The 15,190-nt window shown below is 55.9% G+C and carries 20 protein-coding genes; 1 reads left to right on the forward strand and 19 read right to left on the reverse strand.

Features of this window, described 5'->3' with window-relative positions; all coding sequences use genetic code 11:
• Positions 1–385, reverse strand: a 385-nt coding sequence (locus F8N12_RS22935; RefSeq protein WP_150582431.1) for a single-stranded DNA-binding protein, incomplete at its 3' end; no start/stop codon positions are given.
• Between the two features lie 9 nt (positions 386–394).
• On the reverse strand, positions 395–1,792 hold the full coding sequence (locus F8N12_RS22940; protein ID WP_150582432.1) for an MFS transporter: 1,398 nt from the start codon (positions 1,790–1,792) through the stop codon (positions 395–397).
• A 191-nt stretch (positions 1,793–1,983) separates the two neighbouring features.
• Between F8N12_RS22940 and uvrA the strand changes: the two genes are divergently transcribed.
• Positions 1,984–4,818, forward strand: a complete 2,835-nt coding sequence (gene uvrA, locus F8N12_RS22945) for an excinuclease ABC subunit UvrA (protein WP_150582433.1) — start codon at positions 1,984–1,986, stop codon at positions 4,816–4,818.
• Positions 4,819–4,906: 88 nt separating this feature from the next.
• On the opposite strand, the gene bfr is transcribed toward uvrA, so the two are convergent.
• From bfr to rplE, 17 genes are all read right to left on the reverse strand, one after another.
• A complete protein-coding gene (gene bfr / locus F8N12_RS22950) occupies positions 4,907–5,374 on the reverse strand; it encodes a bacterioferritin (protein WP_150582434.1) in 468 nt (155 codons plus the stop codon).
• Positions 5,375–5,524: 150 nt separating this feature from the next.
• On the reverse strand, positions 5,525–6,979 hold the full coding sequence (locus F8N12_RS22955; protein WP_150582435.1) for a catalase: 1,455 nt from the start codon (positions 6,977–6,979) through the stop codon (positions 5,525–5,527).
• Between the two features lie 238 nt (positions 6,980–7,217).
• On the reverse strand, positions 7,218–7,604 hold the full coding sequence (gene rplQ, locus F8N12_RS22960; protein WP_008145500.1) for a 50S ribosomal protein L17: 387 nt from the start codon (positions 7,602–7,604) through the stop codon (positions 7,218–7,220).
• Positions 7,605–7,646: 42 nt separating this feature from the next.
• A complete protein-coding gene (locus F8N12_RS22965; protein WP_003186012.1) occupies positions 7,647–8,648 on the reverse strand; it encodes a DNA-directed RNA polymerase subunit alpha in 1,002 nt (333 codons plus the stop codon).
• 22 nt (positions 8,649–8,670) lie between these two features.
• Positions 8,671–9,291 carry a 30S ribosomal protein S4 gene (gene rpsD / locus F8N12_RS22970; RefSeq protein ID WP_003210056.1) on the reverse strand — a complete coding sequence of 207 codons (621 nt, stop codon included), beginning with the start codon at positions 9,289–9,291 and terminating at the stop codon, positions 8,671–8,673.
• Between the two features lie 18 nt (positions 9,292–9,309).
• Positions 9,310–9,699: a 30S ribosomal protein S11 gene (gene rpsK / locus F8N12_RS22975; protein ID WP_002555466.1), complete on the reverse strand. Its 390-nt coding sequence runs from the start codon at positions 9,697–9,699 to the stop codon at positions 9,310–9,312.
• 30 nt (positions 9,700–9,729) lie between these two features.
• Positions 9,730–10,086, reverse strand: a complete 357-nt coding sequence (rpsM, locus tag F8N12_RS22980) for a 30S ribosomal protein S13 (RefSeq protein WP_003186020.1) — start codon at positions 10,084–10,086, stop codon at positions 9,730–9,732.
• A 130-nt stretch (positions 10,087–10,216) separates the two neighbouring features.
• Positions 10,217–10,333: a 50S ribosomal protein L36 gene (gene rpmJ, locus F8N12_RS22985; RefSeq protein ID WP_002555468.1), complete on the reverse strand. Its 117-nt coding sequence runs from the start codon at positions 10,331–10,333 to the stop codon at positions 10,217–10,219.
• A gap of 27 nt (positions 10,334–10,360) precedes the next feature.
• Positions 10,361–11,689: a preprotein translocase subunit SecY gene (gene secY, locus F8N12_RS22990; protein WP_150582436.1), complete on the reverse strand. Its 1,329-nt coding sequence runs from the start codon at positions 11,687–11,689 to the stop codon at positions 10,361–10,363.
• Positions 11,690–12,127 (reverse strand): 50S ribosomal protein L15, encoded by a 438-nt coding sequence (gene rplO / locus F8N12_RS22995; protein WP_010467269.1) that lies wholly within the window; start codon positions 12,125–12,127, stop codon positions 11,690–11,692.
• A 3-nt stretch (positions 12,128–12,130) separates the two neighbouring features.
• A complete protein-coding gene (gene rpmD, locus F8N12_RS23000; RefSeq protein ID WP_003186033.1) occupies positions 12,131–12,307 on the reverse strand; it encodes a 50S ribosomal protein L30 in 177 nt (58 codons plus the stop codon).
• Positions 12,308–12,309: 2 nt separating this feature from the next.
• Positions 12,310–12,810 carry a 30S ribosomal protein S5 gene (gene rpsE, locus F8N12_RS23005; protein WP_003186035.1) on the reverse strand — a complete coding sequence of 167 codons (501 nt, stop codon included), beginning with the start codon at positions 12,808–12,810 and terminating at the stop codon, positions 12,310–12,312.
• Between the two features lie 3 nt (positions 12,811–12,813).
• Entirely contained in the window at positions 12,814–13,164 is a 351-nt protein-coding gene (gene rplR / locus F8N12_RS23010; protein ID WP_017341069.1) for a 50S ribosomal protein L18, read from the reverse strand.
• A 10-nt stretch (positions 13,165–13,174) separates the two neighbouring features.
• A complete protein-coding gene (gene rplF / locus F8N12_RS23015) occupies positions 13,175–13,708 on the reverse strand; it encodes a 50S ribosomal protein L6 (protein WP_003176412.1) in 534 nt (177 codons plus the stop codon).
• Positions 13,709–13,720: 12 nt separating this feature from the next.
• A complete protein-coding gene (gene rpsH / locus F8N12_RS23020) occupies positions 13,721–14,113 on the reverse strand; it encodes a 30S ribosomal protein S8 (RefSeq protein ID WP_003186040.1) in 393 nt (130 codons plus the stop codon).
• 211 nt (positions 14,114–14,324) lie between these two features.
• Entirely contained in the window at positions 14,325–14,630 is a 306-nt protein-coding gene (rpsN, locus tag F8N12_RS23025) for a 30S ribosomal protein S14 (protein WP_028621546.1), read from the reverse strand.
• Between the two features lie 13 nt (positions 14,631–14,643).
• Complete coding sequence (rplE, locus tag F8N12_RS23030) at positions 14,644–15,183, reverse strand: 50S ribosomal protein L5 (RefSeq protein WP_028621545.1); 540 nt, start codon at positions 15,181–15,183, stop codon at positions 14,644–14,646.
• Positions 15,184–15,190 lie beyond the last annotated feature (7 nt).

Consider the following 15,190-nt stretch of genomic DNA (forward strand, 5'->3'; position numbering starts at 1 on the left):
GCTGATAATTGTTGCCCCCGCCTTGCTGATCGCCCTGCTGCGGACGGCCGCCTAGCAGTTGCATGGTGCCTTGCATGTCGACCACGATTTCGGTGGTGTAACGCTTGATACCGTCTTTTTCCCACTCGCGGGTCTGCAGCTTGCCTTCGATGTAGACCTGGGAACCTTTACGCAGGTACTCGCCGGCAATTTCTGCAACCTTGCCGAACATCGAAACACGGTGCCACTCGGTCTTCTCGACCTTCTGACCGGTTTGCTTGTCGGTCCACTGTTCGCTGGTCGCCAGACTCAGGTTGGTCACGGCGTTACCGTTAGGCAAGTAGCGAACTTCGGGATCCTGGCCGCAAGTGCCGACCAATATGACTTTGTTAACCCCACGGGCCATAACGTTCTCCTAGGCTTCGCACGCTGTCGCGGTCGGGTTGTTCACCAGACGCTCGAGGGTGGTGCGATCCAATAGTTCGGTGTCCAATTTGATGTAAATAGCCGCTTCATCAGCGACCACGACTGCATCTGTTACCCCTACAACGGCCATGAGGCGCTCGACCAGACCCGCTTCGCGGATGGCCTCCGGCGACAGCGGCACACGCAGGCTCGTTACGTAGGGCGGTTCGCGCATGGTAACAGCAAAGGCCAGCCAAAGTGCAGCAAGGCCAGCGCATCCGAGGAACACAACCGACAGACCGCCATGCTGGAACAGCCAGCCGCCCATGATCCCGCCCAACGCCGAACCGAGGAACTGGCTGGTGGAATAAACCCCCATCGCCGTGCCCTTGCCGCCTGCCGGTGAAACCTTGCTGATCAGCGATGGCAGCGAAGCTTCCAGCAAATTGAACGCGGTGAAGAACACCACCGTACCGATCACCAGAGCCCGCAAGCTATCGCCGAACTGCCAGAAGAATAGCTCAGTCAGCATCAGCGTCAGCACCGCGCCCAATAAAACTCGTTTCATTTTGCGTTTCTTCTCGCCATAGATAATGAACGGGATCATGGCGAAGAAAGAAATCAGCAGCGCAGTGAGGTAGACCCACCAGTGCTGCTCCTTGGGCAACCCGGCTTTTTCGACCAGGGCCAGGGGCAAGGCGACGAAGCTCGACATCAACATCGCGTGCAACACAAAAATGCCCAGGTCGAGGCGCAGCAGGTCAGGATGTTTCAGCGTTGGTATCAGCGCCTGACGCGCCACGCCCGATTCGCGATGCTGCAACGGCCCGGTCGAACGCGGCACCATGAACATCACGATGACAATACCCAGCAGCGCCATAGCACCCGTAGCGATAAACAAACCGGACAGGCCGAATGCACGGGTCAGCAAAGGGCCCACAACCATGGCAACGGCGAATGACAGACCGATCGTCATGCCGATCATGGCCATGGCTTTGGTCCGATGCTGTTCGCGGGTCAGGTCTGACAGCAACGCCATGACAGCCGCAGAAATCGCCCCGGCGCCCTGCAGGATCCGTCCGGCAATCACGCCCCAGATCGAATCGGCGCTGGCTGCCAGGACACTGCCCAGGGCGAAAATAATCAGCCCAAGGTAAATCACCGGGCGGCGACCGATCCGGTCGGATATGAAACCGAAAGGGATTTGAAACAGTGCCTGGGTCAGGCCATACGCGCCAATGGCCAGTCCGATCAGGGCCGGGGTCGCGCCTGCCAGATCCATCCCATAGGTCGCCAACACCGGCAACACCATGAACATGCCCAGCATTCGGAAGGCGAACACGAGGGCCAGACCGCTTGCTGCGCGGGTCTCGCTGCCACTCATGCGTTCGCTGTGGGGATCGTGCATGGAAAAACCTCATGTGAACCGGCGGCGATTCTACCAGTCCCATCGATTGACAGGGTACATCGCGACGCTTTGACGCGCTGCGCTGACAGAGTCTTCATGCAAGCCTGTGACCCGCTCATTCGATAGTGTGCATCCATCCAGTATTTGGCCGTATACTGCTACGTTTTCGACGCCCGCCAAGCGAGGCCACTTTGGACAAGATCCTGATTCGTGGGGCCCGAACCCACAACCTGAAGAACATCGATCTGACCCTGCCACGGGACAAACTGATCGTTATCACCGGCCTGTCCGGATCCGGCAAATCGTCCCTCGCATTCGACACGCTGTACGCCGAAGGCCAGCGCCGTTACGTCGAGTCGCTGTCGGCTTATGCACGGCAGTTTTTGTCGATGATGGAAAAGCCGGATGTCGACACCATCGAAGGTTTGTCGCCAGCCATTTCCATCGAACAGAAGTCGACCTCGCACAACCCGCGCTCGACGGTAGGCACCATCACCGAAATCTACGACTACCTGCGCCTGCTGTATGCGCGTGTGGGTATTCCGCGCTGCCCGGATCACGACATTCCGCTGGAAGCGCAAACGGTCAGCCAGATGGTCGACCTGGTCCTCGCACAACCGGAGGGCAGTCGGCTCATGCTGCTGGCCCCGGTCATCCGCGAGCGCAAAGGCGAACATCTTTCCGTATTCGAAGAGCTGCGCGCCCAAGGCTTTGTCCGGGCCCGGGTGAACGGCCGGCTGTGCGAGCTGGACGAATTGCCAAAGCTGGATAAACAGAAGAAGCATTCGATTGACGTTGTGGTTGACCGCTTCAAGGTCCGCGCCGATCTGCAACAACGTCTGGCAGAGTCTTTTGAGACTGCGCTGAAGTTGGCGGACGGTATTGCCCTGGTCGCCTCAATGGATGACGAGCCCGGTGAAGAGATGATTTTCTCCGCGCGTTTCGCCTGCCCGATTTGCGGTCACGCAATCAGCGAACTCGAGCCCAAGCTGTTTTCCTTCAACAACCCGGCCGGCGCCTGCCCGACCTGCGACGGTCTGGGCGTGAAGCAATTTTTCGACATCAAGCGCCTGGTCAATGGCGATCTGACACTGGCTGAGGGGGCGATCCGCGGATGGGACAGGCGTAACGTCTATTACTTCCAGATGCTGGGATCGCTCGCGTCTCATTACAAATTCAGCCTCGAAGTGCCGTTCAATGAATTGCCCGCCGACCAGCAGAAATTTATTCTGCACGGCAGCGGTTCGCAGAAAGTCGACTTCAAATACCTGAACGATCGTGGCGACATCGTCAAACGTTCGCACCCGTTCGAAGGCATCGTGCCGAACCTCGATCGCCGCTACCGCGAGACCGAATCGGCCTCGGTGCGCGAAGAGTTGGCCAAGTTCCTCAGCACCCAGCCCTGCCCGGATTGCCGTGGCACACGACTGCGCCGTGAAGCACGGCACGTCTGGGTCGGCGAGAAAACCCTGCCGGCGGTGACCAATCTGCCGATTGGCGATGCGAGCGATTATTTTGGCCTGCTCAAGTTGACGGGCCGGCGCGGCGAGATTGCCGACAAGATTCTCAAGGAAATCCGCGAGCGCCTGCAGTTCCTGGTCAACGTCGGCCTGGATTATCTGTCGCTGGATCGCAGTGCAGACACCTTGTCCGGCGGTGAAGCTCAACGAATCCGTTTGGCGAGCCAAATCGGTGCAGGCCTCGTCGGGGTTCTGTACATCCTCGATGAACCGTCGATCGGCTTGCACCAACGCGATAACGACCGCCTCCTCGGTACGCTCAAACATCTGCGTGACATCGGCAACACGGTGATCGTGGTCGAGCACGACGAAGATGCGATTCGCCTGGCCGACTATGTAGTGGATATCGGCCCTGGTGCTGGCATACACGGCGGGCACATTGTTGCCGAAGGCACACCGGCGGAAGTCATGGCGCATCCTGATTCGCTGACAGGAAAGTATCTGTCGGGTCGGGTGAAGATTGCGGTGCCAGCCAAGCGGACGCCACGAAACAAGAAGTTGTCCTTGTCGCTCAAGGGAGCGCGCGGCAACAACCTGCGCAACGTCGATCTGGAAATTCCGATCGGCCTGCTGACGTGTGTCACCGGCGTATCCGGCTCGGGCAAGTCGACGCTGATCAACAACACACTGTTCCCGCTGAGCGCTACAGCCCTCAACGGCGCCACCACGCTGGAAGCGGCTGCTCACGACAGCATCAAGGGCCTGGAACACCTCGATAAGGTCGTCGACATCGACCAGAGCCCGATCGGCCGTACACCGCGCTCGAACCCGGCGACGTACACCGGTTTGTTCACACCGATCCGCGAACTGTTCGCCGGTGTTCCGGAATCCCGCTCGCGCGGATATGGACCGGGCCGGTTCTCCTTCAATGTCAAAGGCGGACGCTGCGAAGCTTGCCAGGGCGATGGCCTGATCAAGGTGGAGATGCACTTTCTGCCGGACATCTATGTTCCTTGCGATGTCTGCAAGAGCAAGCGCTACAACCGCGAGACGCTGGAGATCAAGTACAAGGGCAAGAGCATTCACGAGACCCTCGAGATGACTATCGAGGAAGCCCGGGTGTTCTTCGACGCCGTTCCAGCGCTGGCGCGCAAGCTGCAGACACTGATGGATGTCGGTCTCTCGTACATCAAGCTCGGCCAGTCGGCAACCACGCTGTCAGGCGGTGAAGCACAACGAGTGAAGCTCTCCCGCGAGCTGTCCAAGCGCGACACGGGCAAGACGCTGTACATCCTCGATGAGCCGACTACCGGTCTGCACTTCGCGGATATCCAGCAGTTGCTCGACGTGCTGCATAGACTGCGCGACCACGGCAACACCGTGGTAGTCATTGAACACAATCTAGACGTGATCAAGACCGCTGACTGGCTGGTGGATCTTGGGCCGGAGGGCGGTTCCAAAGGTGGGCAGATCATCGCGGTCGGCACTCCAGAGGACGTCTCGGAAATGAAGCAATCCCACACCGGTTTTTATCTCAAGCCACTGCTGGCACGAGATCGGGATTAAATTGCAGGCATGAAAAAGCCCCTGTCACTTGATCGGTGACAGGGGCTTTTTTTGCGCTGCCAGCAGGTAGTTTGCTTCTACAACATCACTACTCGGCGTGCGATTGCAGGTAGTTTTCCAGGCCAATCAACTTGATCAGCCCCAACTGCTTCTCGAGCCAGTAGGTGTGATCTTCTTCCGTGTCGTTCAGCTGAATACGCAGCATCTCGCGACTGACATAGTCCTGGTGTTGCTCACAGAGCTCGATGCCCTTGCAGAGTGCAGCGCGGACCTTGTATTCCAGACGCAAGTCAGCCGCGAGCATGTCAGGTACGGTAGTGCCGACATCGAGGTCGTCCGGACGCATGCGCGGCGTGCCTTCAAGCATCAAAATCCGACGCATCAAGGCATCGGCATGGCCGGCCTCTTCTTCCATCTCGTGGTTGATTCGTTCGTAGAGCTTGGTGAATCCCCAGTCCTCATACATTCGCGAGTGAACAAAGTATTGGTCACGCGCGGCCAGTTCGCCGGTCAGCAACGTGTTGAGGTAATCGATAACGTCTGGGTGGCCTTGCATCGCCCTACATCTCCCTGCTTGAAAGTCTGTAGTTTGAACCAAGGCGGCCATTTGGTCACCCCCGCTTACGCGATAAAAGAGAAGAAATTCCGAGAAAAGTAGCTTAAATAACGCAAAAACCGCTCAAATGTGAGCGGTTCTGCTTCTCGTTTAGACTTCGTTGAACGGTAAGTTGAGCGCCGTTGCGATTGCTTCTCCGTACGCCGGATCTGCCCGGAAGAAATGCTGCAGCTGGCGATCAACCACATCACTGGAAACTCCAGCCATCGCGCCTGCGATGTTGCTGACCAGAAGCGCTTTCTGCTCATCGCTCATCAGGCGGAAGAGCGCACCGGCATGACTGTAGTAATCAGTGTCTTCGCGGTGATCGTATCGGTCAGCCGACCCGCTCAGTGCGAGGGGAGGCTCAGCGTATCGAGGCGCTTGTTTTGGCGATTCGACATAGCTATTCGGTTCGTAATTGGGGGCGGCACCGCCGTTGCTGCCAAAGGCCATTGAACCGTCGCGCTGGTAATTGTTGACCGGACTACGCGAGGCGTTCACGGGCAAGTGCTGGTGGTTGGTACCAATCCGATAGCGATGAGCATCAGCGTACGCGAAAACGCGTCCCTGCAGCATGCGGTCCGGGGAGAGCCCCACGCCTGGCACCATGTTGCTGGGGCCGAATGCAGCCTGCTCGACTTCGGCGAAGTAATTCTGCGGGTTACGATTGAGCTCCAGTTCGCCAACCTCAATCAGCGGGTATTCTTTCTGCGACCAGGTCTTGGTCACATCGAAGGGATTCTCATAATGAGCCGCTGCTTGTGCCTCGCTCATGATTTGCACGCACACACGCCATTTTGGAAAATCACCGCGCTCGATAGCCTCAAACAGATCCCGCTGGGCGTAATCAGGATCGGTCCCGGCCAAACGAGCAGCATCGGCTGGCGCCAGGTTCTTGATACCTTGCCGGGTTTTATAATGCCATTTGACCCAGTGCCGTTCGCCCGTGGCACTGATCAAGCTATAGGTGTGACTCCCGAAACCATGCATATGGCGGTAGCCATCGGGAATACCACGATCGGAAAACAGAATAGTGACCTGATGCAGCGCCTCAGGAGAATGAGACCAGAAGTCCCACATCATCTGCGCACTCTTCAAGTTACTTTGTGGCAGGCGTTTCTGGGTATGGATGAAGTCCGGGAATTTTAGCGGGTCACGAATGAAGAACACGGGCGTGTTGTTGCCTACGATGTCCCAGTTACCTTCTTCGGTGTAAAACTTGAGTGCAAAACCACGCGGATCGCGCTCTGTATCTGCTGAACCACGTTCGCCGCCCACTGTGGAAAATCTGAGGAAGGTCGGGGTTTGCTTACCGATTGCTTCAAACAGTTTGGCACTGGTGTATTGGGTGATATCCCGGGTGACGGTGAATGTTCCGTATGCGCCTGAACCTTTGGCGTGGACGCGACGTTCGGGAATATTCTCGCGATTGAAATGCGCAAGCTTCTCAAGCAAGTGGAAGTCGTCAAGCAACAATGGCCCGCGGGGGCCTGCGGAGCGGGAATTCTGATTATCTGCGACAGGTGCCCCACTAGCGGTGGTCAGCGTTTTATTTTGGCTCATGCATTTCATCCTCTTTCAGTCTTGGCTACCGTCTATCGGCCTGGGAGGATTGTTAACGTTTACCCGACCGCACACAAATTTATTAACTTACGTGCCTCAATAGATAATTACTAATGGAGTCGTTCCTCCCGAACGCGACGATATAAACGCTTGTCAGCACCATCAATCAGACGAAGGTTTATTCAAGACAACAAAAAACCGGGCACTAGGCCCGGTTTGATGTTTTCAGACTGACGTCTTACTCAGCGGATACAGCTTCACCACCGGCAGGACGGTCAACCAACTCGACGTACGCCATAGGCGCGTTGTCGCCAGTGCGGAAACCGCACTTGAGGATGCGCAGGTAGCCACCCTCACGGGTAGCATAACGCTTGCCCAGGTCGTTGAAGAGCTTACCAACGATAGCTTTCGAACGAGTACGGTCGAAGGCCAGACGGCGGTTAGCCAGGCTGTCTGTCTTGGCCAAAGTGATCAGCGGCTCAGCAACGCGACGCAGTTCTTTAGCTTTCGGCAGTGTAGTTTTGATCAGCTCGTGCTCGAACAGCGACACGGCCATGTTTTGAAACATGGCCTTGCGGTGCGAGCTGGTGCGGCTCAGGTGACGACCACTTTTACGATGACGCATGGTTCATTCCTTACCAAACACAACGTTCGGTGATTACGACGATCAGGCAGTCGCCTTGTCGTCCTTCTTAAGACTTGCAGGCGGCCAGTTGTCGAGGCGCATGCCGAGGGACAGACCGCGGGAGGCCAGAACGTCCTTGATTTCAGTCAAGGATTTCTTGCCAAGGTTCGGAGTCTTCAACAGCTCTACTTCGGTGCGCTGAATCAGGTCACCGATGTAGTAGATGTTTTCCGCCTTAAGGCAGTTAGCCGAACGTACAGTCAGTTCCAGATCGTCAACCGGGCGAAGCAGGATCGGATCGATCTCGTCTTCCTGCTCGACAACCACTGGCTCACTGTCACCTTTGAGATCGACGAACGCAGCCAACTGCTGTTGCAGAATGGTTGCAGCGCGGCGAATAGCCTCTTCAGGATCCAGAGTACCGTTGGTTTCCAGATCAATAACCAGCTTATCCAGGTTAGTACGCTGCTCGACACGGGCGTTTTCCACCACGTATGCGATACGGCGAACCGGGCTGAACGAAGAGTCAAGCTGCAAGCGACCAATGCTGCGGCTTTCGTCTTCATCGCTCTGACGCGAGTCGGCCGGTTCATAACCACGACCACGAGCTACGGTGAGCTTCATGTTCAGGGCGCCGTTAGACGCCAGGTTAGCGATTACGTGATCGGGATTAACGATCTCGACATCATGATCCAGCTGAATATCGGCAGCGGTAACCACCCCCGAACCCTTCTTCGACAAGGTCAGCGTAACTTCGTCACGACCGTGGAGCTTGATAGCCAGACCTTTAAGGTTCAACAGGATTTCAATTACATCTTCCTGTACACCTTCGATGGCGCTGTACTCATGGAGCACACCGTCAATCTCGGCCTCGACTACTGCACAGCCGGGCATTGAGGACAACAGGATGCGGCGCAGCGCGTTGCCCAGGGTGTGGCCAAAACCACGCTCGAGAGGCTCGAGAGTGATCTTGGCGCGGGTTGGACTGACAACCTGCACATCAATATGGCGGGGTGTCAGGAACTCATTTACCGAAATCTGCATGGATGCACCTATTTTCTAGCCCTTACTTGGAGTAGAGCTCGACAATCAGGCTTTCGTTGATGTCGGCGGACAGATCACTGCGAGCAGGAACGTTCTTGAAAACGCCCGACTTCTTCTCAGTGTCTACTTCTACCCATTCTACGCGGCCACGTTGGGCACACAGATCGAGAGCTTGGACAATGCGAAGTTGGTTCTTTGCTTTCTCGCGAATCGCGACCACGTCACCAGCACGAACCTGGTACGACGGCACGTTTACGGTCTGACCGTTAACGCTTACGGATTTGTGCGATACCAGCTGACGGGATTCGGCACGAGTCGAACCAAAGCCCATACGGTATACAACGTTGTCCAGACGGCATTCGAGCAGTTGCAGCAGGTTTTCACCGGTTGCACCTTTCTTGCCAGCAGCTTCTTTGTAGTAGCCGCTGAATTGACGCTCGAGAACGCCGTAGATACGACGGACCTTCTGCTTTTCACGCAGTTGGGTGCCGTAATCGGACTGGCGACCGCGGCGTTGGCCGTGGATACCAGGTGCTGCTTCGATGTTGCACTTCGATTCGATCGCGCGCACGCCGCTCTTCAGAAAGAGATCGGTGCCTTCGCGACGAGCGAGTTTGCATTTTGGACCAATGTAACGAGCCATTCTTTACAATCTCCTGGATTACACGCGGCGCTTCTTCGGCGGACGGCACCCGTTGTGCGGGATTGGCGTCACGTCGGTGATGCTGGCGATCTTATAGCCACAGCCGTTCAATGCACGGACAGCAGACTCACGACCTGGACCTGGACCTTTGACGTTAACGTCGAGGTTTTTCAGGCCGTATTCCAGCGCAGCTTGACCAGCACGTTCAGCAGCTACTTGAGCAGCAAACGGGGTGGACTTGCGGGAACCGCGGAAACCCGAACCACCGGAGGTAGCCCAAGAAAGCGCGTTACCTTGACGGTCGGTGATGGTCACGATTGTGTTGTTAAAAGAAGCATGGATGTGGGCGATGCCATCAACCACTGTCTTTTTAACTTTTTTACGAGGACGAGCAGCAGGTTTTGCCATGATTAATTTCCTGTCGATTCGCTGGGGCGATTACTTGCGGATCGGCTTACGCGGACCTTTACGGGTACGCGCGTTAGTCTTGGTACGCTGACCGCGCACTGGAAGACCACGACGATGACGCAGACCGCGATAGCAACCGAGGTCCATCAAACGCTTGATTTTCATGTTGATTTCGCGACGCAGGTCACCTTCAGTGGTGAACTTCGCCACTTCGCCACGCAGCTGTTCAATCTGCTCGTCGCTCAGATCCTTGATCTTTGCGGCTGGGTTTACCCCAGTCACTGCGCAAATTTTCTGCGCAGTAGTGCGACCAACACCATAGATGTAGGTCAGCGAGATAACAGTATGCTTGTTATCTGGAATGTTAACGCCTGCAATACGGGCCATTCAGTGGGACTCCAATTGACAGCTACCTACGCCCCGGAAGCCAAGAAATAGGGCGCGAGATAATATCGCTGTAATAACAAATAATCAACCCGGCAGCGCACTAGCTGCCGGGCTTGAAGCACAATCACACTCAGCCTTGGCGCTGTTTGTGACGCGGTTCCGCGCTGCAAATTACTCGAACAACACCTTCGCGGCGAATAATCTTGCAGTTACGGCACAGCTTTTTCACCGATGCACGAACTTTCATCACCAACTCCTCGAACCTTATGGGTACTCAGCGCAACATGCCGCTGCCGTAACCCTTCAGGTTGGCTTTCTTCATCAGGGATTCGTACTGGTGCGAAACGAGGTGCGATTGTACTTGGGACATGAAGTCCATCACAACCACGACGACGATCAGCAACGAGGTCCCGCCAAGGTAGAACGGAACGTTTGCTGCAACCACCAGGAACTGGGGCAACAAGCACACGGCCGTCATATATAGAGCACCGAACAGGGTCAAACGAGTCAAAACGCCATCAATGTAGCGTGCCGACTGCTCGCCTGGACGAATGCCCGGAATAAAGGCACCGGACTTCTTCAGGTTTTCCGCTACGTCTTTCGGATTGAACATCAACGCCGTATAGAAGAAGCAGAAGAAAATAATCCCTGCACTAAACAGCAGAATATTCAACGGCTGACCAGGAGCGATCGACTGCGAGATGTCCTGCAGCCAGCCCATACCTTCAGACTGACCAAACCAGGTACCCAACGAAGCCGGGAACAGCAAAATGCTGCTCGCGAAAATGGCCGGAATAACACCGGCCATGTTCACCTTCAGCGGCAAGTGGCTAGTCTGCGCGGCGAAGACCTTACGGCCCTGCTGACGCTTGGCGTAGTGAACAGCAATACGACGCTGGCCACGCTCAATGAACACCACAAAACCGATAATCGCTACTGCCAGCAAACCGATCGCAACCAGGGCGAAAATGTTGATGTCACCCTGACGCGCAGACTCGAAAGACTGCCCGATCGCTCTCGGAAGACCGGCGACGATACCTGCGAAAATCAACATCGAGATACCGTTGCCAACACCACGCTCAGTAATCTGCTCACCCAGCCACATCATGAACATCGCACCAGCCACAAAAGTGGATACCGCGACGAAATGGAAGCCAAAGTCACCAGTGAACGAAACGCCCTGCCCCGCCAGACCAATGGACATGCCAATAGCCTGAACGAGAGCAAGAACGACAGTGCCGTAGCGGGTGTACTGGGCAATCTTGCGACGCCCAGACTCACCTTCCTTCTTCAACTGTTCCAGCTGCGGGCTGACGGCGGTCATCAGCTGCATGATGATCGATGCCGAGATGTACGGCATGATCCCCAGTGCAAAGATGCTCATCCGTTCCAGCGCACCGCCGGAAAACATGTTGAACAAGCTAAGAATGGTCCCCTCATTCTGTCGAAACAGGTCCGCGAGTCGGTCCGGGTTGATACCTGGAACCGGGATGTGTGCGCCTATTCGGTAGACGATAATCGCCAGGAACAGAAAACGCAGACGAGCCCAGAGTTCAGACATACCGCCTTTGCCGAGCGCAGAGAGAGCACCTTGCTTAGCCATTTATTCCTCGAACTTGCCGCCAGCTGCTTCGATAGCCGAACGCGCACCTTTGGTGGCGCCGATTCCCTTTCCGATGGTAACAGCGCGAGTAACTTCGCCGGACAGCATGATTTTCACACGCTGCACGTTGACGTTGATCACGTTGGCATCTTTGAGGGACTGCACGGTTACGATGTCGCCTTCCACTTTAGCCAGCTCGGACAAACGCACTTCTGCGCGATCCATGGCTTTCAGGGAAACGAAACCGAACTTCGGCAGACGACGATGCAGCGGCTGTTGGCCGCCTTCAAAGCCTGGAGCAATGGTGCCACCGGAGCGGGAGGACTGACCTTTGTGGCCACGGCCACCGGTCTTGCCCAAACCACTACCGATACCACGGCCCGGACGATGCTTTTCACGACGGGAACCCGGCGCTGGACTCAGATCATTGAGTTTCATCGATTAACCCTCGACACGCAGCATGTAGTAAGCCTTGTTGATCATCCCGCGATTCTCGGGAGTATCAAGTACTTCTACAGTGTGACCGATGCGACGCAGACCCAGACCCTTAACGCACAGTTTGTGGTTAGGGATGCGGCCGGTCATGCTTTTGATCAGCGTAACTTTAACGGTAGCCATGATCAGAAGATCTCCTTGACGCTTTTGCCACGCTTGGCGGCAATGGATTCAGGAGACTGCATGGCCTTCAAACCTTTGAAAGTGGCGTGAACCACGTTTACCGGGTTAGTCGAGCCGTAGCACTTGGCCAGAACGTTCTGAACGCCAGCAACTTCGAGGACAGCACGCATAGCGCCGCCAGCGATGATACCGGTACCTTCAGAAGCAGGCTGCATGTACACCTTCGAAGCGCCATGAGCGGACTTCATTGCGTACTGCAGCGTGGTGCCGTTCAGGTCAACTTGGATCATGTTGCGGCGAGCAGCTTCCATTGCCTTCTGGATCGCAGCAGGCACTTCACGCGACTTGCCACGGCCGAAGCCAACGCGCCCTTTACCATCACCAACCACGGTCAACGCGGTGAAAGTGAAGATACGGCCGCCTTTAACGGTTTTGGCTACGCGGTTAACTTGAACCAGCTTCTCAATGTAGCCTTCGTCGCGCTTTTGGTCGTTATTTGACATAACTTAGAACTCCAGCCCAGCTTCACGAGCAGCATCAGCCAGCGCTTTAACGCGGCCATGGTACTTGAAGCCAGAGCGGTCGAAAGCCACTTGCGAGACGCCAGCGGCCTTAGCACGCGTGGCGACCAGCTGGCCAACCTTAGTGGCCGCGTCGATGTTGCCAGTGGCACCATCACGCAGTTCTTTATCCAAAGTCGAGGCAGAAGCCAGAACTTTGGCGCCGTCGGCCGAAATGACCTGGGCGTAGATGTGCTGCGACGAGCGGAACACGCAGAGACGCACGACTTCGAGTTCGTGCATTTTCAGGCGTGCTTTGCGAGCGCGACGCAGTCGAGTAACTTTTTTGTCGGTCATTTGCTATGCCCTACTTCTTCTTGGCTTCTTTACGACGGACGACTTCGTCCGCGTAGCGCACACCTTTGCCTTTGTACGGCTCTGGTGGACGGAAGTCGCGGATCTCGGCGGCCACTTGACCTACCAGCTGCTTGTCGATGCCCTTGATCAGGATATCGGTCTGGCTAGGAGTCTCAGCGGTGATGCCTTCCGGCAGTTCATAATCCACTGGGTGCGAGAAGCCAAGAGCCAGGTTCAGCACTGTGCCTTTTGCTTGCGCTTTGTAACCAACACCGACCAGCTGGAGCTTGCGCTCGAAGCCTTGGCTTACGCCTTGGACCATGTTGTTTACCAACGCACGAGTGGTACCAGCCATTGCGCGAGTTTGTTGATCGCCATTGCGAGCAGCGAAACGCAACTCACCGGCTTCTTCAACGATCTCAACGGACGAATGGATGTTCAGTTCGAGAGTGCCCTTGGCACCCTTCACCGAAAGCTGTTGGCCTGCGAATTTGACTTCGACACCGGCTGGCAGCTTAACGGGGTTCTTAGCGACGCGTGACATGCTTATCCCCCCTTAGAACACAGTGCAAAGAACTTCGCCGCCGACACCGGCAGCGCGCGCAGCACGATCCGTCATCACACCTTTGTTGGTGGAGACGATAGACACACCGAGACCGCCACGAACTTTTGGCAGATCATCGACGGACTTGTACTGACGCAGGCCTGGACGGCTAACGCGCTTCACTTCCTCGATGACCGGACGGCCTTCGAAGTACTTCAGCTCGATGGACAGCAGTGGTTTGATTTCGCTGCTGATCTGATAACCCGCAATGTAACCTTCGTCCTTCAGGACTTTGGCAACAGCTACCTTCAAAGTAGAAGATGGCATGCTTACGACGGACTTTTCAGCCATCTGGGCATTACGGATACGAGTTAGCATGTCCGCTAACGGGTCCTGCATACTCATGGGCTAGACGCTCCTAATACAAAAAAATTAGCCTTGCGGCTACTACGTGTCGCCGAGTACATCCATGCGAAAAAAGCACGGGCTCAGGCGAGCCGGGTATTCTAGACACACCCCACAAATGAATCAAGCCCCAAAAGGGGCTTGATTCAAGTTCAAGGTCACCGGTGGTCAGGATCTTGCGACCCCTCTCACCGAGACTTTGAGATGTTGCTTACCAGCTGGCTTTAACCAGACCCGGTACGTCGCCACGCATTGCTGCTTGGCGCAGCATGTTACGGCCGAGGCCGAACTTGCGGTAAACGCCGTGCGGACGACCGGTCAAGCGGCAGCGGTTACGCATGCGCGATGCGCTTGCGTCACGTGGCTGCTTCTGCAGAGCAACTGTTGCTTCCCAACGTGCTTCTGGACTTGCGTTCAGATCCACGATGATAGCTTTCAGTGCTGCACGCTTTTTGGCGTACTTGGCAACAGTGAGCTGACGCTTCAGCTCACGGTTTTTCATGCTCGTCTTGGCCATTTTCCTACTCCAATCAGTTGCGGAACGGGAATTTGAAAGCACGCAACAACGCGCGACCTTCATCATCGTTCTTGGCAGTGGTGGTCAGGGTAATGTCCAGACCGCGGAGAGCATCGATCTTGTCGTAGTCGATTTCCGGGAAGATGATCTGCTCTTTAACGCCCATGCTGTAGTTACCACGACCATCGAAGGACTTGGCATTCAGGCCGCGGAAGTCGCGAACCCGAGGCAGGGAGATCGACAGCAGACGATCCAGGAATTCATACATACGCTCACGGCGCAGGGTCACTTTGACGCCGATCGGCCAACCTTCACGGACTTTGAAGCCAGCGATGGATTTCCGAGCGTAAGTCACGATGACTTTCTGACCGGTGATCTTTTCCAGGTCGGCAACAGCGTGCTCGATGACTTTTTTGTCACCGACCGCTTCGCCCAGACCCATGTTCAGGGTGATTTTGGTAACGCGTGGAACTTCCATCACGTTCGAAAGCTTAAGTTCTTCCTTAAGCTTCGGTGCGATTTCCTTCCAGTAAATCTCTTTTAGTCGTGCCATGGTCTTC

Source organism: Pseudomonas fluorescens (genome assembly GCF_902497625.1).
Taxonomy (GTDB): Bacteria; Pseudomonadota; Gammaproteobacteria; order Pseudomonadales; family Pseudomonadaceae; genus Aquipseudomonas; species Aquipseudomonas fluorescens_BQ.